Origin of the sequence: Pantoea dispersa (assembly GCF_014155765.1) — a bacterium.
GTDB classification, from domain to species: domain Bacteria; phylum Pseudomonadota; class Gammaproteobacteria; order Enterobacterales; family Enterobacteriaceae; genus Pantoea; species Pantoea dispersa.
Genome location: NZ_SCKT01000001.1, coordinates 931373 through 953562, shown reverse-complemented (window position 1 = coordinate 953562; position 22190 = coordinate 931373). Strand labels below are relative to the sequence as shown.

The following is a 22190-nucleotide window of genomic DNA, read 5'->3' as shown; positions in this document are numbered from 1 at the left end:
TTTTCCCCACCTTTTTCTGCTGAATTATCTGCTGGCTGCTAAGCTTACTGCTTATCGCGCCAGCGCACGGAATGTGCGCGATTTTCTCCGCTGCTGCTTCCGCTATTGTGTACAATAGTGGGGATTTTTCCGAAGGAGTTGTCATGCCCGCCATTGAAGTTATCCTCGTTGACCACCTCGATCGTCCCACCGGCAAGATGGAAAAGCTGGAAGTGCATGAGAAAGGATTGCTGCATCGTGCGGTAACGGTTTACGTGTTCAATTCGCGCCATGAACTATTGCTGCAGCGCCGTGCGCAAAGCAAGTATCACTGCGGCGGTTTGTGGAGCAATACCTGCTGCAGCCATCCCTACCCGCAGGAGCCGACGCGCGATGCGGCTGAGCGCCGCCTGCGTGAAGAGATGGGACTGGATCTGGCGTTAACGCCGGTGTTTGAACTGAGCTATAACCTGCCGCTCAGCAACGGTCTGATCGAACATGAGTACGGTCACGTGTTTTTCGCCATCAGTGACGAAGTGCCGGTGCTCAACCTTGATGAGGCTGACGACTGGTGTTACCGTTCAGTCGACCAGATTCAGCAGGAGATGCGCGACAATCCGGCAAAATTCACGCCGTGGTTCCTGCACACATTCCCGCGCATCCCCAACACGCTGGGCGATTTCCGCCTCACCGCCTGAGCCAACGCCTCATCGCTGAGGCGTTATCCGCTTACTGAAAATCTTCCGCATCGACGTCATAGCCTGACGGTTCCCAGCGAATCGCCAGCAGCGCCAGTAATCCAGCCAGCGGTGCGAGCAGGATCACCCAGAACACGCCGGTGCCGAACGCCGCCACCAGCAGCGGAAACACAAACAGGGATACCGTCGAACTGGCGCGCATCAGCGTCTGGTTAAAGCCGACGCCCACGCCACGCAGCGAAGCCGGATAGCTCAGCGAGGCAAAGGTCATGGTGTGCGAACCCGGACCAAACCCCTGACCGAACAGGAACAGTGCCAGCATGGCAATCGCCAGGGCCGCTTGCTCGCCGCCGGCCGGGCGACCAATCAGCGCCAGGCCCAGCAGCGCCGCACACTGGCAGGCGTAACCGGCCACCGACATCTTCCACGCGCCCAGTCGCGGCACCAGCCGTACCGCCAGTAGCCCCCCGACAAAGGCAAACAGCAGGTTAAGCGCCAGCGAGACCAGAATGGTGGTCAGCATCGACTGCGCGAGGAAGCTGGAGATGATCACCGGCAGGCCAAAGGCCACGGCGTTATAGGCGAACGACGAGGCAATCGAGGTTATCGTTGCCAGCAGCGTACGGCGGCGGTAAACGCCCTGCAGCAGCGCGCCGTAGTTGCGCCAGCTGGCTTTACGTACTGGCTGTGCGGCAGTGAGCTCGGCATCCTGCGCGACCTCCGCGTTGATGTTATATGACCGCCGCAGGATTGCCGCTGCGCCCTGCAGGTTGCCCTGATTTGCCGCCCAGATCGGTGATTCGCTCATGTAACGGCTGCGGATGGCGATGATCAACAGCGCCGGTACCGCGCCAAAGCCGAGGATTAGCCGCCACAGCCAGTCAGTATGGCTCTCTGGCAGCACCGCATACAGCAGCAGCACCAGCAGATAGGAGATGCTGATCGCCGCGTACCAGGTGGGACACCACATCGCGACGCTGGCGGCCTTATTGCCCTGACCGCGCAGTCGGGAAAACTCCGCCAGAAACGCCATCGCCACCGGCAGATCGATGCCGACGCCGAGCCCCATTACAAAGCGCGCCGCCGCCAGCACGTACTCGTTCGGCGCAAAGGCACAGGCCAGTGCCGCCACCACGAAAAAGAACATATCGGCCATAAAGACCCGATAGCGGCCAATTTTATCGGTGAGATAGCCACCGATCAGCGCGCCAACAATCGCGCCAAAGGTGATAGCCGACGCCACCATGCCAGTGCCGGCGGGCGTCAGATTGAATTCGCGCGTGACATCTTTAATACCGAAGGCCAGCGCACCGAGATCGTAGGCATCGAGAAAAACCCCGCCCAGCGCAATGGCGATGACGATGCGCGCATTGCTGCGCGAGGCGTTACTGCTATTGACCAGCCGCGTCACGTCGGCCGCGCTGCGAATCCACTGCGTCTCGCCCTGCGGCGTATTCCCTGCCAGCGCCACGTGCGCCGAAGAGGTTAAGTCAGACATGATGTTGTGTGATTTATTGTAAAGAGTGGGGCTATGAGCATAAGCCGCGCCACGGATGTGAAAAATTCGATTTGGTTATAAGTGCAACCAAAGCGTTCTATAAAACCGGCAACGGATAGCAGAAAAAGAACGAATTGCGCCGCTTGACCGCACCCATCCCGTTTCGCCAGGCTACGCTTGATAATCACTGAAAGAAAATAATGCTGAGGAAAGCGCCATGATTAAGCAGGGTTTATTGGGGATGATCGCATTCGCGATGAGTGTCGGGGCCGTGCAGGCAGCGGACCCGGTCAAGGTAGGTTCCAAGATTGATACTGAAGGTTCGCTGCTCGGCAACATCATTCTGCAGGTGCTGAACCAGCATGGGGTAAAAACCGTGAATAAAATCCAGCTCGGTACCACGCAGGTGGTGCGCGGCGCAATCACCGCCGGTGAGCTGGATATCTATCCGGAATATACCGGCAACGGGGCGTTCTTCTTCAATGATGAGAAGGACGCGGCGTGGAAAAACGCGCAGCAGGGCTATGAGAAGGTGAAAAAGCTCGATGCAGAGAAAAATCATCTGGTGTGGCTGACGCCAGCACCGGCTAACAACACCTGGACCATTGCGGTGCGCGGCGATGTCGCGCAGCAGAATAACCTGAAATCCCTTGACGATCTCAGCACTTACCTGAAAAAAGGCGGCACCTTTAAGCTGGCGGCGTCGGCGGAGTTCATCGAGCGCAGCGATGCGCTGCCGGCGTTTGAGAAAGCCTACAACTTCAAGCTGGGCCAGTCACAGCTGCTGTCGCTGGCCGGCGGGGACACCGCTGTTACCATCAAAGCGGCCGCCCAGCAAACGTCCGGCGTCAATGCGGCGATGGCTTACGGTACCGACGGCCCGGTCGCGGCGCTCGGCCTGCAAACCCTGAGCGACCCGAAGGGCGTACAGCCGATTTACGCGCCCGCGCCGGTGATCCGCGCCAGCGTGCTGCAACAGTACCCGCAGATTGCCGACTGGCTGCAGCCGGTATTCAGCAAGCTGGATGAGAAAACCCTGCAGCAGCTCAACGCGCAAATCGCCGTTGACGGTCAGGACGCCAGCCAGGTGGCGCAGCAGTGGCTGCAGCAGAATAAGTTGCTGTAAGCGGTGCTGTCACGGATAAACCGACCGCGCCAGCAGCCGGTGCTGCTGGTGCTGACGCTACTGATCACGCTGGCGCTGGGAGCGCTACCGCTGCTGAGCTACGCGGCTAACCGGCTGGTCTCCGGACAGCCGCTGATGCTTTGGCAGGTAACGGCGGGCTGGCTGCTGTTGCTGCCGCTGTTATGGCTATGGCTGGGATTATGGTGGCCGCCGGGACGCGGCGCGGCGCTGGCGCAGCTGCTGGGCGCGGAGCTACTGTTCGCCCTGCTGATTGGCATCGGCGGCCACGCCGCCAGTGAGCTGGCCCGCAGCGGCAGCCCGCTGGCGCGCACCGCGCTGGGCAGCGGCCTATGGTGTGCGGCAGGATTAGCGCTGCTGCTGGCCGCCGAAGCGATTCGCCAGCTTAGCCAGCAGACGCCGCTGCGTATTCTGCTTAATCTGCAACTGTGGCTGCCGCCGCTGATACTGCTGCTGAGTGGTCAGCTGGACGCGCTGTCGCTGCTGAAAGAGTACAGCAATCGCACCGCCGTCTTTAACGCCGCGTTCAGCCAGCATCTGCTGCTGCTGGGCGGCACGCTGCTGCCCACCTTGCTGATTGGTCTGCCGCTGGGACTTGCCATCGCGCGTCGTGCCCGCTGGCAACATGCCGCCTTCAGCGTGCTGAATCTGATCCAGACCGTGCCGTCTGTGGCGTTGTTTGGCCTGCTGATTGCACCGCTGGCCGGGCTGGCGGCGCATTTTCCGCTGCTGGCGCGCCTCGGTATCAGCGGGATTGGCGTCGCGCCGGCGCTGATTGCGCTGGTGCTGTATGCACTGCTGCCGCTGGTGCGCAGCGTGGTCGCGGGGCTGCAGCAGGTGCCGCAGGAGGTGCGTGAAACCGCGCGCGGCATGGGCATGAGCGGCTGGCAGCAGTTCTGGCACGCCGAGCTGCCGCTGGCGCTGCCGGTGTGGCTCTCCGGACTGCGCGTGGTGGTGGTGCAAACCGTCGGGCTGGCGGTGGTCGCCGCACTGATTGGGGCCGGCGGCTTCGGCGCCATTGTGTTTCAGGGACTGCTGAGCAGCGCGCTGGATCTGGTGCTGCTGGGCGTGATTCCGGTGGTGGCGCTGGCGGTGATATTCGATGCGCTGCTGCGATTGCTGTCGGCGCTGCTGGAGAGAGGACATGATTGAATTTCATCAGGTGAGCAAAGCGTTCGCCGGTAAAGAGGCGATTCGCAACCTGTCGCTAAAGATTGAGAAGGGCAGTTTTACCGTGCTGATCGGCACGTCCGGCTCGGGTAAATCCACTACGCTGAAGATGATTAACCGGCTGGTTGAGCATGACAGCGGCGAAATCCGTTTTGCCGGTGAGCCGATCGAGCAGATGGATGCGCGCGCGCTGCGGCGGCGCATTGGCTATGCCATTCAGTCCATCGGCCTGTTTCCACACTGGAATGTGGCCAAAAATATCGCCACCGTGCCGTCGCTGCTTGGCTGGCCGCGGGAAAAAATTGCCGCACGGGTTGAGGAGCTGCTGGCGCTGCTCAATCTCGACAGTCAGCTAGCGTCGCGCTATCCGCACCAGCTCTCCGGCGGCCAGCAGCAGCGTGTTGGCGTGGCGCGCGCGCTGGCGGCCGATCCGGAACTGCTGCTGATGGATGAACCGTTTGGCGCGCTCGATCCGGTCAACCGGCAGGCGCTGCAGCAGGAGATGCTGCGCATTCAGCAGCTGTCGGGGCGCACCGTGGTGCTGGTGACGCACGATATCGACGAAGCGTTAACCCTCGCCGATCAGCTGGTGCTGATGGACGGCGGAGAGATTGTGCAGCAGGGACGGCCGATTGACCTGCTGACGCAGCCTGCCAGTGATTTCGCGCGCCAGTTCTTTGGCCGCAGCGAGCTGGGCGTGCGTCTGCTGGCGCTGGGGCGGGCCGGCAGTGCGGCGCGGCGCGGTGAGTGGCTGGAGGCGGAACCGATCGCCGCCGGGCTGACGCTGCGCGAGGCGCTGTCGCAGTTTATTGCGCGCCGCACCGACAAATTACCGGTTGTCGATCAGCATCAGCAGCCGCTGGGCGTCCTGCATTTTAGCGATTTGCTGCGACAGCAGGAGGCGGGCTGATGCGAGTGCTGCGCGATCCGCTCTACTGGCTGCTGGGGGTATTTCTGCTGTTGCTGTGGGGGTTACCGCACAGTGCGCCGCTGTTTGCGCACTGGTTTCCGCAGCTGGAGCGTCCGCTGTACCAGCAGGAGAGTTTCTGGCAGCTGGCGCTGGCCCATCTGCTGCTGGTGATCAGCGGCAGCGCGCTGGCGATTGTGGTGGGCGTTGGCTGTGCGGTCTTCGCTACCCGTCACGGCGGCAGGGCGTTCCGCCCGCTGCTGGAGACGCTGGCGGCTGCCGGTCAGACCTTTCCGCCGGTGGCGGTGCTGGCGATTGCCGTGCCGGTCATGGGCTTTGGCGCTGCGCCGGCGGTGATGGCGCTGTTTTTGTATGGGCTGTTGCCAATTCTGCAGGGCACGCTGGCGGGACTGGACAGCGTTCCGGCCAGCAGCCGTGAGATCGCCGTCGGTCTGGGAATGGGACCGTGGCGGCGTCTGTGGCAGATAGAGCTGGCGCTGGCGGCACCGGTGATTATGGCGGGCGTGCGCACCTCAGTGATGATCAACATCGGCACCGCGACCATCGCCTCAACCGTCGGAGCGGAGAGTCTGGGTTCGCCGGTGATTATCGGTCTGAGCGGCTTCAATACCGCTTATGTGATTCAGGGCGCGCTGCTGGTGGCGCTGCTGGCGCTGATCTGCGACCGGCTGCTGGAGCGGTTGCAGCACGCACTCAGTGGGTATGCAGAATAAGGCTGTAGCCAACCAACATCATGCCGCCCATGCCGCCAATCGCCATGATGGCAAACAGGGTGCCAATGAGAATTTTATTCCAGTTCATAGGTAAACCTGAGAAAAGTCATGAAGTGCGGCATGATAACGCGCACATGCGGTAAGGCAAAGGCCGCATGTGCGATTTTTCAGGTCGGTTCGTGGACGTGAATCGAGAAGCCCTGAGCCTGCCAGTGTTCAAACTGCTCCAGCTGGCGGCGCGTCGGCTTTTTACCGGTCCAGATAAACAGATGCTGGCCGGGAAACAGCTCCGGACGCGGCATATCCAGCGGTTCCGCCAGCACATCAATGCGCCAGCCCTGCTGCGCTAAGCGCCAGGCTTCCAGCCAGATGCGGGTGCGATCTTCTACGCCCCAGCCAATCATTAAGGCATCTTTGCCGGCTTTTTTACGCGCGCCTGCCAGACAGAACGCGACATAATCAATCAGCGCGCCGTCCAGCAGACTGCACATGGTGCGGGCGGTATTTTGATCCAGCCCGAGACGCTGGCGTACCGGTACAAAAACGTGGTCAATCAGCGCATCGACCGGGTGTTCACGGCCAATGGTGGCGATTTTGGTGCGCAGTTTGGAGGCGCGCACGTGGCGCAGCACGCTCATCAGCTCTTCCTGCAGCGCCGTCCAGCCGTCATGCACGTTGAAGGTCTCTCCTTCAAGCAGGGCTTTGACTTTGCCAACAGGCACACCGCTCTCTATCCAGCGTTTGATCTCTTCGATCCGCTGAACATCTTCATCATCAAATTGTCGATGACCACCCTCAGTGCGCTGCGGCTTTAACAATCCATAACGACGCTGCCAGGCGCGCAGGGTTACCGGGTTAATTCCACAGCGCTCGGCAACATCACCGATACTGTATAAGGCCATGGCATCCTCTAAAATTCTGACCTGCATAACAACACCTTAACCGCCAGAGTGAGCTTGTACAATGATTATTTTATTGTACAACTTGACCCACTGCACGATTTCGGGCTTTATCTCTTATATGAGATTAATTTCCCGAAAATGAGAGGTTAAAGATGTCTGCTCTAAATACGGAAGATCGGCTTGCGGCACGTCTGGCGGAATTACGCCTGCAGCGCGGCTGGTCGCTGGATGAACTGGCTCTGGCAACCGGCATTAGCCGGGCATCATTGTCGCGCATTGAGCGCGCCGAGACCAGCCCTACCGCCGCTTTGCTTAATCGCTTGTGCGTGGCCTACGGTTTAACCATGTCGCGACTGCTCAGCGAAGTAGAAGAAGAAGCGGCGCTGCTGCTGAAAGCGGAGCAGCAGCCAGTCTGGCAGGACACGCTCAGCGGCTTCCAGCGGCGCAACGTCTCGCCGCCGGCCAGTCAGTTTAAAGCGGAGCTGGTGGAGGGCGTGCTGCGTCCGGGCGCGCGCATTGATTATGATGCGCCACCGGTACAGGGGCTGGAACAGCACATCTGGCTGCAGTCGGGCGAGCTGACCATCACCATGGAGACGCAGAGCTGGACGCTACAGGCCGGCGATTGCCTGCGCTTCCACCTCAGCGGACGTTCCTCTTTTCAGGCGCATGCCGAAGGCGGCGCGCGCTACATTCTGGTGGTGTGCAAACCATGATTGAAATCGACTCTCTCAGCGCTACCCAGGCGCAGCCGCTGCTGGCGTCATTGTGTGAAGTGCTGCACGGCTGCGTGGCAGACGGTGCCAGCGTCGGCTTCATTGACGCGGACGATCGCGCAGTGATGGCGCGTTTCTGGCAGGACAAAATTTACAGCCTGGCGAGCGGCGATAATCAGCTGCTGGTGGCCTGGCAAGCGGGCGAGATAGTGGCCACGGTGATGCTGGGCTTCAGCAGTATGCCCAACGGCCGCCATCGTGCGGAGATCAGCAAGCTGCTGGTGCATCCGCGTGCGCGACGTCAGGGCATTGCGCGCCGTCTGATGTTACGTGCCGAACAGCTGGCGCAGCAGCAGGGGAAAACGCTGCTGGTGCTGGATACGCGCAGCAGCGATGTTGCCAGCGCGCTCTATCTTTCGCTCGGCTGGCAGGTGGCGGGTTCGATTCCGTGCTATGCCGAATCCACGGCCGGCGAGCTGGATGCTACCACGGTGATGTATAAGCGGCTGACGTAAGCGTTCTGGTTGCTGTTACCGGACGCCGCCTCTCCCTTGTCCGCAGGCTGCCTCTCCCTTGTCCGCAGGCTGCGTCTCCCTCTCCCGGTGGGAGAGGGCCGGGGTGAGGGCATCAGCGTACACTTTCCCATCCCGTGCCAGCAGAAACCCGGTCACACGCACCAAATCAGTGCGCCGCCGCCGCATCGCTCAACCCCAGCGCCTGCATAAACAGCCGGATGATAGGATTTATTTTCCGGCCTTTCTTCATCACCAGACAAAATGCCGTTTCGCGCCGCAGCGTGTCATCGCCCAGCTCACACAATTGTCCGCGGGCAATAAACGGAGCGGCATAATGTTCCGGTAAATACCCAATAAAGTGACCGGTTAAAATCAGCATGGCCACCGATTCCACCTGCACCGCCTGCACACCGCTCTCCTGCACCGGAATCAGGCGGCGTTCATCGCGTGGGGTAACATATAAATGATTAATAATTTTCTGCTGACGTAATACGTCCACCGAAATATTTTTATCGCAAGATCCGCAATAGAGAGGATGTGACGCAGCGCAATATAATTTTGCGTATTCTTTATAAAGTTCGAAGTAATCAAACTCATTTTTCATTTCATACACGGGCGCAATGCCGCAATGAAAACGCCCTTCGCTTATGCCGCGTTCAATATCATCCAGCTGTGCGGTCTGCAGACGAATCTGCACCTTTGGCGCTTTCTGGTGCAGCTGTTGCACCGCACTGGTGACCGGCGAGTGCGGATCGCTAATGGTGTTATCCACCACGCAAATCGCGATGTCGCCCAGCAGCTCGTTGCGACTGTTGTGCAGCCGCTCGCGAAACAGGTTGAGCGATACGAACAGCTCCAGCGTGGCCTGATAAACATTGATGCCGTACTGCGTCAGCTCAAAACCTTCACGGCCGCGGCTGCACAGCGTCATGCCCAGCCGAATCTCCAGATCAGAAACCTGTTTACTGATCGCCGCCAGGCCAATATTTAATTCGTGACTGGCGGCGGTTAATCCGCCGGCTTCCACCACGCATTTAAATACCCGCAGCAATTTTAAGTCGATATTACTCAGCGCCAGAACCGCATTATCGCCGCGATTATTCGCATTGTTTCCAGACTGGGAAACTTTACTTTCCATTTTTGCTATTCAACTCCGGAATAATTGCGGTGAAAGTACAGTGAATCTGAAATACCACCTATTTGCCAGCGTGGCAATAAAATAAGTTTTTATTATCGCTGCCGGCTGAATCCAAACTTTTTCATATTGCTGCGGCTGATTTGTGAGGGAAATAGCATGTCTGAGAATGCCGAACTGTTATGGGGCGCACGTTTTAAAGCGGCTCCGGCAGCCAGTTTAACCGCGCTGTCGCGTAGCCCGGATTATTACTTTGCGCTGGCGCCGTATGACCTCGCCGGTTGCCGCGCCCATGCGCGCGAGCTGGCGCGTGCCGGGCTATTGAGTGCTGACGAGCTGGATACCATGCTGGCGGCGATTGACGCGCTGGACGCCGATTATCGCGCTGGCCAGCTGCAGCCGATTGCCGCCGATGAAGACGTGCATACCTTCATCGAACGCGCGCTGACAGAACGCCTTGGCGCGCTGGGCGGCAAGCTGCGTGCCGGCCGTTCACGCAACGATCAGACCGTCAACGATCTGCGTCTCTACCTGCGGGATAACGGCCGCAAGCTGGTGAGCGCGCTGTTGCAGTTGCAGCAGGCGCTGGTGACGCAGGCCGCGCAACACACTGACAGCGTCGCGCCCGGCTTCACCCATCTGCAACAGGCGCAGCCGATTGTGTTTAGCCATCAGCTGCTGGCGCATGCCCAATCCTTCGCGCGTGACATCGAGCGTATGCAGGACTGGGATCGCCGCAGCGCGCGCTGTCCGCTGGGCGCGGCGGCGATGGCCGGTTCGGCGATTGCGCGTCAGCCACAGCTGGCCGCAGCCGATCTCGCTTATCTGGCGCCGTGTGAAAACTCGATCGATGCGGTCGCCAGCCGCGACTACGCCGCGGAATTCCTGTTCGTCACCAGCATGATCGGCATCAACCTGTCCCGGCTGTGTGAAGAGGTGTGCCTGTGGGCGTCAAGGCAGTTCCGCTGGGTGGAGCTGCACGACAGTTACGCCACCGGCAGTTCGATCATGCCGCAGAAGAAAAATCCGGACATTGCCGAGCTGACGCGCGGCCGCAGCGGCCGGCTGGTCGGTAACCTGATGGCGCTGCTGACCACCATGAAAGCCATGCCGCTCTCTTACAACCGCGATCTCAGCGACGACAAACGTAACGTGATTGATGCGGTCGACACGCTGCTGATGGTGCTGCCTGCCATGGCCGGCATGATGGCGACGCTGAAATTCAATACTGAGGTGATGCGCAAGCAGGCGCCGGATGGCTTTACGCTGGCGACCGAAGTGGCCGACTGGCTGGCAATGCGCGGCGTGCCATTCCGCGAGGCGCACGAGATTACCGGCCAGCTGGTGCAGCTGTGTGAACGCGAAAACTGCGGCCTGGCCGATCTCAGCGATGCGCAGCTGCACGGCGTCGATGTACGGCTCACGCCCGAGGTGCGTCAGGCGTTAACGCTGGAAGCGGCGCTGGCAGCTCGCAGCGGCTACGGCGGCACCGCGCCGGCACGGGTGCGCGAGCAGCTGGCCCGTCTGCAAACCCTGATGCAGGACCAGCAGCGCTGGGCCGATGATTACGCCGGACCGCGCGCCTGAGGAGAGCTTATGTCACACACCACACCGGTTGAACCATCGGTCAACAATGGCCGCGTCCAGCCCCATTACGATCTCGATCGCTATCAGGTGGTACCGCGCCGCTATTATGGCCGCATCACCGCATCGGCAGTGATCCTCGTGCTGCTGGCGCTGCTGGTTAACGCCTTTGCGCACGGCAATATTGAGTGGTCGTTCGTCGGCCAGTTCTTCACCGCGCAGGCGATCCTTAACGGCGTGGTTAACACGCTGATTATGTCGGTGCTGGCGATGGCGCTGGGCATCCTGTTTGGCGTCATCACCGCCATCATGTACATGTCGCCCAATCCGGTGCTGCACTATATCGCGGTGGGCTATGCGTGGATCTTTCGCGGCACGCCGCTGATTCTGCAACTGCTGCTGTGGTTCAACCTGGCGCTGGTGTTTCCCACCATCAGCATTCCCGGTCTGTTCAGCGTGCAAACCGTCACGGTGATGACGCCGTTTCTCGCCGCGCTGCTTGGCCTGAGCATCAATCAGGGCGCGTACACCTCAGAAGTGGTGCGCGCCGGGCTGTTATCGGTAGATACCGGACAGTATGAAGCCGCCAAAGCCATCGGCATGCCGCGTTTGCAGGCGCTGCAGCGCATCATTCTGCCGCAGGCGATGCGGGTGATTCTGCCGCCGGTCGGCAATGAGTTCATCAGCATGATCAAAACCACCAGTCTGGCCAGCATGATTCAGTACTCCGAGCTGCTGTACAACGCGCAAACCATCTACTTCGCCAACGCGCGCGTGATGGAGCTGCTGTTTGTGGCGGGCATCTGGTACCTGATTATCGTGACGCTGCTGTCGTTCGGGCAGAGCCAGCTGGAACGCTACTTCTCACGCGGCCATCGTCGTCGCCAGTAACCGGGAGTGAGAGATGAGAAACATCGTGCGCGCCGTCAAGGTGAACAAATATTTCGATCAGTTCCACGCGCTGAAGGACGTCAGCCTGGAAGTGAACTACGGCGAGGTGATGTGCATTCTCGGCCCGTCGGGTTCCGGTAAAAGTACCTTTCTGCGCTGTATCAACCAGCTGGAGAAAGTGGATCAGGGCGGCATCTGGGTCGACAACGAGCTGGCGGGTTATCGCATTGCCGGCAACAAGCTGCATCCGCTGAGTGACAAACAGATTGCGCGCCAGCGGCTGCAGACCGGCATGGTATTTCAGCGCTTCAACCTGTTTCCGCACAAGACCGCGCTGGAGAACATCATTGAGGGACCGTGTCGCGTGCTGCTGCGGCCGAAACGCGAGGCCAGCGAAGAGGCGATGGCGCTGCTGGATCGCGTCGGACTGGCGCACAAAGCGCACGACTATCCGCAGTCGCTCTCCGGCGGCCAGCAGCAGCGTGTGGCGATTGCCCGCGCGCTGGCGATGAAACCCAAACTGATGCTGTTTGATGAACCGACTTCGGCGCTCGATCCGGAGATGGTCGGTGAAGTGCTGGCGGTGATGCGCCAGCTGGCAAAAGAAGGCACCACCATGCTGGTGGTGACCCACGAAATGGGCTTTGCGCGTGAGGTCGCCAACCAGGTGGTGTTTATGGATGAGGGACGCATTATTGAGCAGGGCGCACCGGAAGAGATTCTGCTGAACCCGCAAAACCCACGGATGAAAAACTTTATCAACGCGATTCTTCTTTAACGTGACCGGGGTGAATAGATGAAAAAATTGTTATTGAGTGCCATCAGTGCCGCGCTGCTGCTGCAATCCTCTGCCTGGGCGGAGATTGCCGTACCGGCCAGTATCAAAGAGAAAGGGCTGACCGTCGCCATCATGCCGAACTACCCGCCGATGGATTTTAAAGATCCGGCCACCAATCAGCTGAGCGGCGTCGATTATGAGCTGGGCCAGGCAATTGGCGAGAAGCTCGGCGTTAAGGTTAACTGGCAGGAGATCGCGTTTGAACAGATGGTCAACGCGGTGGTGACCAAACGCGTCGATCTGGTGATGTCCGGCATGACCGACACCAAAGAGCGGCAGAAGGTGGTTAACTTTATCGACTACTTCAAAACCGGTCCGCAATTCTACACCCTGGCGGCGCGCAGCGACATCAACAGCGCCACCGATCTGTGCGGCAAAAAAGTAGGTACCAGCCGCCGCACCACCTTCCCGCAGGAGATTGCTACCTGGTCAAAAGCGCACTGCGAAGCGGCCGGTAAACCCGCGATTATCGTGGTGGGCGCGGAAGGCACCGCCGATGCGCGCACGCAGCTGCGTCAGCGTCGTCTGGATGGCGCGGTACAGGGCAGCGAAACCCTGCCGTACATCATGAACCTGGAAAAAGGCACCTTTAAGCCGCTGGATAAAGCCTTCTCCTTCCAGTACACCGGCATGGCGCTGGGTAAAGATGCCGGTGAGCTGACCACGGCAATTCAGGCAGCCATCAATGCCATGATTGCCGATGGCAGCTACCAGAAAATCCTCAGCAAATGGGGCCTGAGCGACAACGGCATTGCCGAAGCCACGGTGAATCAGGGCTAAGGAGCGGGCGTATGCAACAACCGGGCGCAGTGCGCTGGCCGCAGGGCAAGCGTGGCTGTATGGCGCTGGCGTTTGATCTTGATGGTCCCACTGGCGATGCCATGCTCAATGGCAGCCTGTGGTCAACACCAGAGTATTTCACCTTTGGCGCCTACGGGCCGTTTCGCGCGCTCGGTCGGCTGCTGGATCTGCTGCGCGCCTTCCAACTACCGGCTACGTTTTTTGTGCCGGCGTGGGTGGTGGAGCAGTGGCCGCGGCAGTGCCAGGCGATTATCGAACAGGGCCACGAAGTGGCCTATCACGGTTATCGCCACGAATCGTTCTGGGCGATTACGCCAGATGAACAGCGCGCCGTGATGGCGCGCTCTGCCGCCATCTTTCAGCAACATCTTGGTATCCGCGCCTGCGGTTTTCGTACTCCTTCCGGCGACTGGCACGCCGAAACGCCGCAGATTCTGCGGGAAGCCGGGGTGATTTACTCCAGCAGCATGCGTGGTGACGATCGGCCGTACAGCATTGCCGTCGCCGGGCATACGCCGCTGGTGGAGATTCCCGGCAAATGGGAGATGGATGATTACGCCTCGCTGGCCTACACGCGCCAGCCGGATTTTCCACAGGGCGGCGACCGCATCGCCAGCTATGCGCACACCGGTGACAACTGGCAGCGCGAATTTGACGGCGCGATGGCCGAAGGACTGTGCCTGACCACGCTGTTCCACCCGAAAATTTCCGGGCAGCCTGGCCGTTTGCTGTTGCTGGAGCAGCTGTTTGCCCACATGACGGCGCGCGACGATGTGTGGTTTGCGCGCTGTGATGCGGTGGCCGCGTGGTATTTGCAGGAGCAGCAACATGACTGAACATTCACGCTGGCCGTCGGGCAAACAATCGGCGGCCATCATTACCATCGACTATCACGATATTCACGGCATCCTGACGCAGGCGCCTGCGGTTGCCGGGCGCGATAAAACCCTGTCGGTGTGGCGCTATGGCACGCTGCGCGGCGTTGATCGCCTGCTGGATCTGCTGGCGGAGAAACAGCTGCTGGCCAGCTGGTGCTTGCCGGCCATCGTCGCCGAAGAGCAGCCGCAGGTGCTGCAGCGTATCGTCGCCGCCGGGCATGAGATCGCCTGCAGCGGTGAGCGACACGAAGACTTCTCTGCGCTGACGCTGGCGCAGCAGATTACCAGTGTAACGCGCGGCTGCGAGCGGCTGGCGCAGCTGACCGGCCAGCCGATTGCAGGGTTTCGCACGCCGGCCGGCCAGTGGAAACCGGGCCTTGCTGCGGCGCTGGCAACGCACGGCATCCGCTGGTCCTCCAGCTGGCGCGGTGATGATTTACCCTATTTTCACCCCGGCACCCGGCTGGTGGAGCTGCCCATGCACTACACGCTGGAGGATGCGCCCTATTTTGCCTTCAACCTCAGCCCGGCGATTCCACCCGGACAGTCGCGCATCGCGCCCTATGGCGAAACGCTGGCTAACCTGACGCAGGATTTCCACGGTTTTCACCGTTTCGGCCTGTGCTACCTGTTGCGGCTGCACCCGGAAATTATCGGCACCGCCGGACGCATTGGCCTGCTGCGTCAGCTGCTGGAGACGCTGCAGCAGCATGAGGTGTGGATCGCTACTGCCGGCCAGGTGGCCGCGCACTGGCAGACGCAGCCGGATAACGATGCCGATCATCCGGCAGAGGTGTTTGCCCGGCTCAGCGGAGGCGAACATGGACACCACGCTTGATCGGCTGGCGGACTTCATCGCGGCCACCCGCTTTGCCCAGCTGCCGGAACCGCTGGTAGCGCAGGCGAAGCGCCATCTGCTGGATACGCTCGGCGCGGCGCTGGCGGGCTGTGACAGCCCGATCTGGCGCGAATGCCGGGCGCTGGTGGCCGAAGAGGGCGGCAGCGCCGTGGCGCAGCTGTGGGGCTGTGCGCAGCAAGCTTCCCCGCGCCAGGCGGCGTGGCTCAACGGCGTGGCGGCGCACATGTATGAACTGGACGACACCGGTGGCTGCGATCACTCCGGTGCCGTGGTGTTACCGGCGCTGCTGGCGGCACTGCCGCTGGCGACGCAGCCGGTCGACGGCCGGGCATTTCTCACCGCGATGGTCGTGGGTTATGACATCGGCCGCCGCGTACTGGAAGCCTGCGGGGGGTATGCGGCGCACAACGGTGCGGGCTGGCACTCAACTGCCAGCTGTGGCGTTTTTGGCGCGGCTGCCGCCGTCAGTTGTTTACTGCGGCTACCGGCCGCGCAGTGTGCCTCGGCGCTGGGCATCGCTGCCAGCTTCAGTGGTGGCCTGTGGGGCTTTATTCATGATGGCTCACACACCAAAAAGCTGCACGCGGCGCGCGCGGCGGAAGGGGGCGTACAGGCGGCGCTGCTGGCACAGCGCGGCATCAGCGGACCGGCTGCGGTATTTGAGGCACGCTGGGGCGGCTTTCTGCAAACCCTGGCCGGTGAAACGCAACAGCCCGCCGCGCTCACGGCCCAACTGGGCGAGGTGTGGAAACTGGCGCGCTGTTCCATCAAGCCGTACGCCGCCTGTCGCGGTACGCATGCGGCGATCGATGCGCTGGGTCTGCTGCTTGAGCAGCATGCGGTGGCGACCGGGGATATTGCACGCATTGTGGTTGGGCTCAATCCGTTCCTGCTGGAGATGTGCGGCACGCGTGAGCTCACCAGCCTCGCCGCCGCGCAAATGAGCCTGCCGTATGCGCTGACGGCGCGTGCGCTGTATGGCTCCGCGGAGCTGGCGAGTTATGACGACAGCCGTCGCCTGAGTGCGGAAGCTGCCGCGCTGATGGCGCGTATTGAGCTGGAGATTGACCACCAGCAGGGGCGCGATGATGAGCCGTGGGTCCGGCTGGAAACGGTGCAGGGCCAGCAGTGGCAGCAGCACGTCGCGGTGCCGTCCGGATCGCCGGCGAATCCGCTGAGCGACGCGGCGCTGCGCGCCAAATACCGCAGCCTCGCCGCGCGCGTCTTGCCGGCGGCACAGGTGCAGCAGCTGGAAACGCTGTGTCTGACGCTGGATAACGTGGCGGATGTGCGGCAAGTCGCGGCGATGCTGGCGACCAGGTAAAAGTGGGGCGCCAGCCATGGCGTAATGCCGCTCGGTCAGGCCAGCGCGACCTGATGATGACGGTGCGCATAAATGCGCACCCTACAAAAGCGCGCGCTGGCCCGTAGGGTCGCCGTTTACGGTGACCTGGGATTTGCCGTTTACGGTGACCTGGGATTTACCACATCCATTGCGACCGCAATCAAACCCGTTCCGCCAGCCCTTCAATCCGCGCCATCGCTGCCCGCAACCGCGCTTCGTTGACCGGTTCGGCCATGTTCGCCATATCCGGCGCGTAGACAGATTCGCGTATAATCAACGCCAGCTCGCTTTCATCCAGCGCGGCAATCTCGGCCAGCGTCAACGGTACGCCGCAGTCGCGCGCCAGGCGCATCTCATCCACCAGCTCTTCGTCGCTGCGATCCTCCAGCGCCAGCAGGCACAAATTGCCGTAACCCACCAGCAGGCCGTGACCAAACTCGCGCGTTTTGTCGCAGAAGGTGAAGCCTTCGTAAATGGCGTGCGCAGCGGCGGCGTGGGCGCCATTGCTCATCAGCGAGGTCAGACCGGCCCAGGTAAAAATCGCGTCCAGCACCTGATCGAGTGAAGTGCCGCTCTCACCGCGCAGCACCGCTGCGTAAGCCGCCGGACCGTGCTCCGCGATCACCTCATAGCAGATCTGGCTGTGCGCCAGCGATGACAGCGCATTGCCGGTGCGCGCCGGATGGCGCGTGCTTACCGCCCGGAACTCATACCATTTAGCCAGCGTATCGCCGAGGCCCGCGGCCAGCCAGCGGGCAGGGGCGGCTGCCAGCAGTTCACTGTCGATGATCACCGCCGCCGGCGCCTGTGGCAGCGGGAAAATATCAAAGAAGTTGCCGTTATCGTCGTAGCGAATGGTCAGCGGGGTCACCGCAGCGCAGGTGGCGGCAATTGTCGGGACGGTTATCACCGGCAGCCCGAGCTGTGCGCCCACCGCTTTAACCGTGTCCAGCGCCTTGCCGCCGCCCGCACCGATCAGCACTTCTGCCTGTTGTTCAACCGCTAACGCCGCCAGCCGTTCGATATGGTTAAGCGAGGTTTCGCCACCAAACCACACCGGTGCCAGCAGCGTGACGCCAGCGGCGTCGAGCTGCGTCTTTACCTGCGTCGCCACCGCCTGCATTGCGCGCTGGCCGCCAATCAGCAGTGCCCGCTGGCCCAGCCCGGCGCAGATGGCCCCCAGCTGGTTAATCACACCCGCACCACGCAGCACGCGCGCCGGGAACAGCAAATTTTGTTGCGACATAGCGAAAGCTCTCTTTTTCAGGGAATGGCTGCATCATCGCCAAAGCGGCTTGCAGAAAAAATCCCTGTCAGCCGATAATCACTTCAGCGATTCATTAACTATTGTCAGCAATCCCTGAAGGAAGTGCGGTGCCAACCTTACCCAATCTGAAACTGCTGCAGGTGTTCGCCAGCGTGGTGGAAAACCAGGGCTATTCGCGTGCGCAGCAGGCGCTGAACATGACCACGCCGGCCATCAGCGCCTACATGAGCGAACTGGAAGGCCAGCTGGGCTTTATCCTGTGCCAGCGCGGGCGCGCAGGCTTTGCGCTGACCAGCAAAGGCGAACAGTTCTACGCCTATACCCGGGAAATGCTGGCGACCCTGAGCGGCTGGCAGTCGCAGGTGGAGACGCTGAAAAGCGCGCAGGGTGGCACGTTTGCGCTCGGCGTGGTCGACGCCACCGTCACCGACAGCACGCTGGATCTGCCGGCGGTTATCGCCCGTTTTAATCAGCGCTTTCCGGCGGTGTTTCTCACCCTCAGCGTGTGCGAGCCCAACGAACTGCAGCAGCAGGTGCTGGAAGATCGGCTCGACCTGGCCATCGGACACTTTCCGCTGCGCGCCAGCAATCTGGTGACGCTGCCGCTGTACGAGGAGCAGCAGTGGCTGTACTGCAGTCCGCAGCATGCGCTGGCACAGGGCGATGCGGATGTGCGTCGCGTGCAGCAGACCGGCATGGTAACGCGGCGCTACTGGAACCAGCAGGAGCTGAACAAGCGCGGTTTCCGCCATAGCACCGCCTCGGTGGAGAGCATTGAAGCGCAGCTGACGCTGATTCTCTCCGGGCGCTATATTGGCTTTTTGCCCGAGCATTACGCGCGCAGCCGCGAGCAGCAGGGCCAGTTGCTGCGCCTGCTGCCCCACCATTTTCACTTTCGCGCGCCGTTTTCGTTCGCCTTCCGGCGCGGCCGCGCGCGCGAGCCGCTGATCCGCGCGATGCGCGAAATTCTGAATCCAGCGCGAAAAACTGAGCGCGAAAGCTGACGCTGTGGCAATACTGTGTAAAAATACAGGCCGGTTTAACCAACAGTATTCACTATGGCCCTGACAGCAGCGATAAAAAGCCAGATTGCGCAATGGTATAAGGCGCTGCAGCAGCAGGTTCCTGACTTTATCCCACGCGCGCCGCAGCGCCAGATGATCGCCGAAGTGGCGAAGAGTCTGGCCGGTGACGAGGGGCGCCATCTGGCCATTGAGGCGCCCACCGGCGTCGGCAAAACCCTGTCCTACCTGATTCCCGGCATTGCGGTCAGCCGCGCCGAAGAGAAACGTTTAGTCATCAGCACCGCCAACGTGGCGCTGCAGGATCAGATCTTCAGCAAAGATCTGCCGCTATTAAAGAAAATCATTCCTGACCTCACCTTCACCGCGGCTTTTGGTCGCGGACGCTATGTCTGTCCGCGCAACCTGACCGCACTGGCAGCCACGGACGATCAGCAGGGCGATCTGCTGCTGTATCTCGACGAACAGGCGGTGACCGGTTCGAAAGAGGAGCAGAAATTCTGCGCGCGGCTGGAGAAAGACCTCAGCAGCTATAAGTGGGATGGCCTGCGCGATCACAGCGACGTGGCGATTGACGACAGCCTGTGGCAGCGCCTTTCCACTGATAAAGCGAACTGCCTGGCACACCACTGTCGCTGGTATCGCGAATGCCCGTTCTTTGTGGCGCGACGCGAAATCGAGCAGGCCGATGTGGTAGTGGCGAACCATGCGCTGGTGATGGCGGCAATGGAGAATGAGTCGGTGCTGCCGCCGGCCAAACACCTGATGCTGGTGCTGGATGAAGGGCATCACCTGCCGGAAGTGGCGCGGGATGCGCTGGAGATGAGCGCGGAGATCACGCCGGGCTGGAGCAGCCTGCAGCTCGATCTGTTTGTGCGGCTGGTGGAGACCATCATGGCGCAGTTCCGGCCGAAATCCCCGCCGCCGCTGAGCAATCCTGAGCGTCTGAAAGGACACTGTGATGAGATGCGCGAGCAGCTGCAGACGCTGTGCAACGCGCTCAATCCTCTGCTGCCGCGCGACAATCAGCCAGGCGAGTTTCGCTTTGTGCTCGGTGAGCTGCCGCCAGAACTGCTGACCCTGTGCGCGCGGCTGTTTAAGCTGAGTGATGCGCTGCGCGGCCTGAGCGAAGGGCTGCTCAACGAGCTGGGCGAACAGACCGGCAAGGCCGATATCATGCGGCTGCACAAAGCCATCCTGCAGCTCAATCGCCACTTCGGCTGGTTTGAATCCATCAGCAAACTGTGGCGGCTGGCGGCGATGGAAAAAGCGTCCAACGCGCCGGTGTCGAAATGGGTGACGCGTGAAATTCGTGACGGCCAGGCGCATCTGCTGTTTCACTGCGCCGGGATTCGCGTCAGCGACCAGCTGGAAAAGCTGCTGTGGCGCAAAATCCCGCATGTGGTGGTGACCTCGGCTACGCTGCGTTCGCTAAACAGCTTTAACCGCCTGCAGGAGATGTCCGGCCTGAACCAAAAGGCCGGCGACCGCTTTGTGGCACTCGACTCACCGTTTAACCATGTCGATCAGGGCAAGCTGATCATCCCGCAAATGCGCTATGAGCCGCTGCTGGCCAATGAAGAGGAGCACATCGCTGAGATGGCGCGCTTCTTCCGCCAGCAAATGCAGGCGCAGCAGCACAAAGGCGTGCTGGTGCTGTTTGCCAGCGGGCGTGCGATGCAGCAGTTTGTCAGCCTGGTGCCGGAGTTGCGTCTGTCGATGCTGGTGCAGGGCGATCAGCCGCGTTCACGACTGGTGGAGCTTCACCGGCAACGGGTGACCGCCGGACAAAGCAGCATTCTGGTTGGCCTGCAATCCTTTGCCGAAGGGCTCGATTTGAAAGGCGATCTGCTGTCGCAGGTGCACATCCATAAAATCGCTTTTCCGCCGGTAGACAGTCCGGTAATTTTGACCGAAGGGGAGTGGCTGAAGAGTCTCAAACGCTACCCGTTTGAAGTACAAAGTTTACCCAGCGCGTCGTTTACGCTGATCCAGCAGGTCGGGCGTCTGATCCGCAGCCATCAGTGTTTTGGTGAAATCATCATTTACGATCGCCGGCTGCTGAGCAAAACCTACGGCAGCCGCCTGCTGGCCGCGCTGCCGGTGTTTCCGATTGAACAACCGCCGGTGCCGGAAGCGGACAAACCGGCGAAGCGCAGCAAGAAATCCTGAGTATGCGGCAACAGCCGGATGCACGATTGTTGGCCGCCGGGTGACGGCGCGCCCTGGAAGCGGGAAAGTATGATGGAACTGAATAAGATCATTAAAGAGATTGGCCGCGGCAAGAATCACGCACGCGATATCGACTTTGACACTGCCGTGGCGCTTTACAGCGCGATGCTGGCGGACGAGGTGCCGGATCTCGAACTGGGTGGCGTGCTGATTGCGCTGCGCATCAAAGGCGAAGGGGAAGCAGAGATGCGCGGCTTCTACCACGCGATGCAGCAGCGCATGATGCGGCTGCAGGCCCCGGCACAGCGTCCGATGCCCATCGTCATCCCCAGCTATAACGGCGCGCGTCGCCAGGGCAACCTGACGCCGCTGCTGGCGCTGCTGCTGGTGAAGCTCGGTTTTCCGGTGTTGCTGCACGGCGTCAGCGACGACCCAACCCGCGTGACCAGCGAAGCGGTGCTGGCGGCGCTGGATATTGCGCCAGTGACCAGCGCGCAACAGGCGCAGGCGAAACTCGACGCTGGCGAGCTGGCATTCATTACCATCAATGATTTATGTGCGCCAATGGCTAAACAGCTGGCGCTGCGCTGGCGCATGGGCGTGCGTAACAGCGCGCACACGCTGGCCAAGCTGGCGACGCCGTTTGCCGAACGCGCCGCGCTGCGGCTGGCGAGCGTGTCGCATCCGGAATATGTGCCGCGCGTGGGGAAATTCTTCCAGGATATCGATGCACCGGCCATTCTGCTGAACGGCACTGAAGGTGAGGTCTATGCCAATCCGCAGCGCTGCCCGGCGATTAATTATATTCGCGGTGCCGGCGCAGAAGCGGAAGTGTGGGTTGAGCGGCAGCCAGAGGTCGCGCTGGCGTTAGCAGAGAGCAAAGGCGCCCAGGATACCGCAGCGTGGATCCGTCAGGTGCTGGCCGGTGAACGCGCGGTGCCGCAGGCGCTGCGCCTGCAGCTGGCGTGCTGTCTGGTGGCGACCGGCGAAGCCGCAACAATGGCCGATGCCGAAACGCGGTTACAGCAGGCGGGAATTTAACCGGGCTGCCCGGCCGGCTATGCACGAAAAACCTGGGCGGTGACGGCGGTCACCGCAGCGGTTGCGCAGGGGGTGCACGCCTGCGCAGCTGAAG

22 protein-coding genes are annotated in these 22190 nt (G+C 61.2%); 17 read left to right on the top strand and 5 right to left on the bottom strand.

Translation table 11 applies throughout. From position 1 onward, the window contains the following. The first annotated feature begins 143 nt into the window (after nt 1-143). Entirely contained in the window at nt 144-677 is a 534-nt protein-coding gene (idi, locus tag H7K56_RS04575; RefSeq protein WP_021508461.1) for an isopentenyl-diphosphate Delta-isomerase, read from the top strand. Nucleotides 678-708: 31 nt separating this feature from the next. Here the strand turns inward: idi and H7K56_RS04570 are convergent, their stop codons facing one another. Next, nucleotides 709-2175, bottom strand: coding sequence for an MFS transporter (locus H7K56_RS04570; RefSeq protein ID WP_150361783.1), 1467 nt, complete (start codon nt 2173-2175; stop codon nt 709-711). 217 nt (nt 2176-2392) lie between these two features. Here H7K56_RS04570 and osmF point away from each other — a divergent pair, with 217 nt between their 5' ends. Genes osmF through H7K56_RS04550 form a run of 4 tightly spaced genes read left to right on the top strand, consistent with a single transcriptional unit; the run spans nt 2393 to nt 6130 of the window. Further along, nucleotides 2393-3301 (top strand): glycine betaine ABC transporter substrate-binding protein OsmF, encoded by a 909-nt coding sequence (osmF, locus tag H7K56_RS04565; protein ID WP_058757827.1) that lies wholly within the window; start codon nt 2393-2395, stop codon nt 3299-3301. A 3-nt stretch (nt 3302-3304) separates the two neighbouring features. After that, a complete protein-coding gene (locus tag H7K56_RS04560; protein WP_182688961.1) occupies nt 3305-4471 on the top strand; it encodes an ABC transporter permease in 1167 nt (388 codons plus the stop codon). Continuing rightward, the gene (locus tag H7K56_RS04555) at nt 4464-5399 is read left to right on the top strand and encodes an ABC transporter ATP-binding protein (RefSeq protein WP_021508457.1); all 936 of its coding nucleotides are present in this window, start codon (nt 4464-4466) and stop codon (nt 5397-5399) included. The genes H7K56_RS04560 and H7K56_RS04555 overlap by 8 nt, the downstream gene beginning before the upstream one ends. Continuing rightward, nucleotides 5399-6130 (top strand): ABC transporter permease, encoded by a 732-nt coding sequence (locus H7K56_RS04550; protein ID WP_058757824.1) that lies wholly within the window; start codon nt 5399-5401, stop codon nt 6128-6130. The genes H7K56_RS04555 and H7K56_RS04550 overlap by 1 nt, the downstream gene beginning before the upstream one ends. Here H7K56_RS04550 and H7K56_RS23595 read toward each other — a convergent pair. Together H7K56_RS23595 and H7K56_RS04545 are read right to left on the bottom strand one after the other, a co-directional pair. Then, nucleotides 6111-6218 (bottom strand): YohO family small membrane protein, encoded by a 108-nt coding sequence (locus H7K56_RS23595; protein ID WP_021508455.1) that lies wholly within the window; start codon nt 6216-6218, stop codon nt 6111-6113. The two genes, H7K56_RS04550 and H7K56_RS23595, sit on opposite strands and share 20 nt — an antisense overlap. Before the next feature lie 79 nt (nt 6219-6297). Then, nucleotides 6298-7032: a MerR family transcriptional regulator gene (locus tag H7K56_RS04545; protein WP_031279872.1), complete on the bottom strand. Its 735-nt coding sequence runs from the start codon at nt 7030-7032 to the stop codon at nt 6298-6300. Between the two features lie 152 nt (nt 7033-7184). Between H7K56_RS04545 and H7K56_RS04540 the strand changes: the two genes are divergently transcribed. After that, nucleotides 7185-7748, top strand: coding sequence for a helix-turn-helix domain-containing protein (locus tag H7K56_RS04540; RefSeq protein WP_058775322.1), 564 nt, complete (start codon nt 7185-7187; stop codon nt 7746-7748). Continuing rightward, nucleotides 7745-8263, top strand: a complete 519-nt coding sequence (locus tag H7K56_RS04535; protein WP_058775323.1) for a GNAT family N-acetyltransferase — start codon at nt 7745-7747, stop codon at nt 8261-8263. Before H7K56_RS04540 ends, H7K56_RS04535 begins: the two co-directional genes overlap by 4 nt. Nucleotides 8264-8429: 166 nt before the next feature. Here the strand turns inward: H7K56_RS04535 and H7K56_RS04530 are convergent, their stop codons facing one another. Then, nucleotides 8430-9401 carry a LysR family transcriptional regulator gene (locus H7K56_RS04530; protein ID WP_021508451.1) on the bottom strand — a complete coding sequence of 324 codons (972 nt, stop codon included), beginning with the start codon at nt 9399-9401 and terminating at the stop codon, nt 8430-8432. A 156-nt stretch (nt 9402-9557) separates the two neighbouring features. Between H7K56_RS04530 and argH the strand changes: the two genes are divergently transcribed. The 7 genes from argH to H7K56_RS04495 are packed head-to-tail and all read left to right on the top strand — an operon-like array spanning nt 9558 to nt 16573. Beyond that, a complete protein-coding gene (gene argH / locus H7K56_RS04525) occupies nt 9558-10985 on the top strand; it encodes an argininosuccinate lyase (protein ID WP_150361911.1) in 1428 nt (475 codons plus the stop codon). Nucleotides 10986-10994: 9 nt separating this feature from the next. Then, nucleotides 10995-11873 (top strand): amino acid ABC transporter permease, encoded by an 879-nt coding sequence (locus H7K56_RS04520; RefSeq protein ID WP_021508449.1) that lies wholly within the window; start codon nt 10995-10997, stop codon nt 11871-11873. Between the two features lie 13 nt (nt 11874-11886). Then, nucleotides 11887-12651 (top strand): amino acid ABC transporter ATP-binding protein, encoded by a 765-nt coding sequence (locus H7K56_RS04515; protein WP_021508448.1) that lies wholly within the window; start codon nt 11887-11889, stop codon nt 12649-12651. Nucleotides 12652-12669: 18 nt separating this feature from the next. Then, on the top strand, nt 12670-13491 hold the full coding sequence (locus H7K56_RS04510; RefSeq protein WP_021508447.1) for an ABC transporter substrate-binding protein: 822 nt from the start codon (nt 12670-12672) through the stop codon (nt 13489-13491). Between the two features lie 11 nt (nt 13492-13502). Continuing rightward, a complete protein-coding gene (locus H7K56_RS04505) occupies nt 13503-14348 on the top strand; it encodes a polysaccharide deacetylase family protein (RefSeq protein WP_021508446.1) in 846 nt (281 codons plus the stop codon). After that, complete coding sequence (locus tag H7K56_RS04500; protein WP_150361910.1) at nt 14341-15228, top strand: polysaccharide deacetylase family protein; 888 nt, start codon at nt 14341-14343, stop codon at nt 15226-15228. The genes H7K56_RS04505 and H7K56_RS04500 overlap by 8 nt, the downstream gene beginning before the upstream one ends. After that, the gene (locus tag H7K56_RS04495) at nt 15212-16573 is read left to right on the top strand and encodes an MmgE/PrpD family protein (RefSeq protein ID WP_182688960.1); all 1362 of its coding nucleotides are present in this window, start codon (nt 15212-15214) and stop codon (nt 16571-16573) included. The genes H7K56_RS04500 and H7K56_RS04495 overlap by 17 nt, the downstream gene beginning before the upstream one ends. 181 nt (nt 16574-16754) lie before the next feature. Here H7K56_RS04495 and H7K56_RS04490 read toward each other — a convergent pair whose 3' ends face one another. Beyond that, a complete protein-coding gene (locus tag H7K56_RS04490) occupies nt 16755-17840 on the bottom strand; it encodes an iron-containing alcohol dehydrogenase family protein (protein WP_150360600.1) in 1086 nt (361 codons plus the stop codon). 128 nt (nt 17841-17968) lie between these two features. Between H7K56_RS04490 and H7K56_RS04485 the strand changes: the two genes are divergently transcribed. The 3 genes from H7K56_RS04485 (at nt 17969) to ybiB (ending at nt 22096) form a co-directional block, all read left to right on the top strand. Beyond that, entirely contained in the window at nt 17969-18865 is an 897-nt protein-coding gene (locus tag H7K56_RS04485; protein ID WP_136547546.1) for a LysR family transcriptional regulator, read from the top strand. A gap of 54 nt (nt 18866-18919) precedes the next feature. Then, entirely contained in the window at nt 18920-21055 is a 2136-nt protein-coding gene (gene dinG / locus H7K56_RS04480) for an ATP-dependent DNA helicase DinG (protein WP_150360601.1), read from the top strand. A gap of 72 nt (nt 21056-21127) precedes the next feature. Beyond that, nucleotides 21128-22096, top strand: coding sequence for a DNA-binding protein YbiB (gene ybiB, locus H7K56_RS04475; protein ID WP_150360667.1), 969 nt, complete (start codon nt 21128-21130; stop codon nt 22094-22096). Nucleotides 22097-22190 lie beyond the last annotated feature (94 nt).

Excerpts from the sequence above, each read along its gene's own strand:
- idi (WP_021508461.1), top strand. The coding sequence starts at position 144 with ATGCCCGCCATTGAAGTTATCCTCGTTGACCACCTCGATCGTCCCACC.
- H7K56_RS04555 (WP_021508457.1), top strand. The coding sequence starts at position 4,464 with ATGATTGAATTTCATCAGGTGAGCAAAGCGTTCGCCGGTAAAGAGGCG.
- H7K56_RS23595 (WP_021508455.1), bottom strand. The coding sequence starts at position 6,218 with ATGAACTGGAATAAAATTCTCATTGGCACCCTGTTTGCCATCATGGCG.
- H7K56_RS04495 (WP_182688960.1), top strand. The coding sequence starts at position 15,212 with ATGGACACCACGCTTGATCGGCTGGCGGACTTCATCGCGGCCACCCGC.
- H7K56_RS04505 (WP_021508446.1), top strand. The coding sequence starts at position 13,503 with ATGCAACAACCGGGCGCAGTGCGCTGGCCGCAGGGCAAGCGTGGCTGT.
- H7K56_RS04545 (WP_031279872.1), bottom strand. The coding sequence starts at position 7,032 with ATGGCCTTATACAGTATCGGTGATGTTGCCGAGCGCTGTGGAATTAAC.
- H7K56_RS04510 (WP_021508447.1), top strand. The coding sequence starts at position 12,670 with ATGAAAAAATTGTTATTGAGTGCCATCAGTGCCGCGCTGCTGCTGCAA.
- H7K56_RS04550 (WP_058757824.1), top strand. The coding sequence starts at position 5,399 with ATGCGAGTGCTGCGCGATCCGCTCTACTGGCTGCTGGGGGTATTTCTG.
- argH (WP_150361911.1), top strand. The coding sequence starts at position 9,558 with ATGTCTGAGAATGCCGAACTGTTATGGGGCGCACGTTTTAAAGCGGCT.
- ybiB (WP_150360667.1), top strand. The coding sequence starts at position 21,128 with ATGGAACTGAATAAGATCATTAAAGAGATTGGCCGCGGCAAGAATCAC.
- H7K56_RS04500 (WP_150361910.1), top strand. The coding sequence starts at position 14,341 with ATGACTGAACATTCACGCTGGCCGTCGGGCAAACAATCGGCGGCCATC.
- H7K56_RS04490 (WP_150360600.1), bottom strand. The coding sequence starts at position 17,840 with ATGTCGCAACAAAATTTGCTGTTCCCGGCGCGCGTGCTGCGTGGTGCG.
- H7K56_RS04535 (WP_058775323.1), top strand. The coding sequence starts at position 7,745 with ATGATTGAAATCGACTCTCTCAGCGCTACCCAGGCGCAGCCGCTGCTG.
- H7K56_RS04540 (WP_058775322.1), top strand. The coding sequence starts at position 7,185 with ATGTCTGCTCTAAATACGGAAGATCGGCTTGCGGCACGTCTGGCGGAA.
- H7K56_RS04520 (WP_021508449.1), top strand. The coding sequence starts at position 10,995 with ATGTCACACACCACACCGGTTGAACCATCGGTCAACAATGGCCGCGTC.
- osmF (WP_058757827.1), top strand. The coding sequence starts at position 2,393 with ATGATTAAGCAGGGTTTATTGGGGATGATCGCATTCGCGATGAGTGTC.
- H7K56_RS04530 (WP_021508451.1), bottom strand. The coding sequence starts at position 9,401 with ATGGAAAGTAAAGTTTCCCAGTCTGGAAACAATGCGAATAATCGCGGC.
- H7K56_RS04570 (WP_150361783.1), bottom strand. The coding sequence starts at position 2,175 with ATGTCTGACTTAACCTCTTCGGCGCACGTGGCGCTGGCAGGGAATACG.
- dinG (WP_150360601.1), top strand. The coding sequence starts at position 18,920 with ATGGCCCTGACAGCAGCGATAAAAAGCCAGATTGCGCAATGGTATAAG.
- H7K56_RS04515 (WP_021508448.1), top strand. The coding sequence starts at position 11,887 with ATGAGAAACATCGTGCGCGCCGTCAAGGTGAACAAATATTTCGATCAG.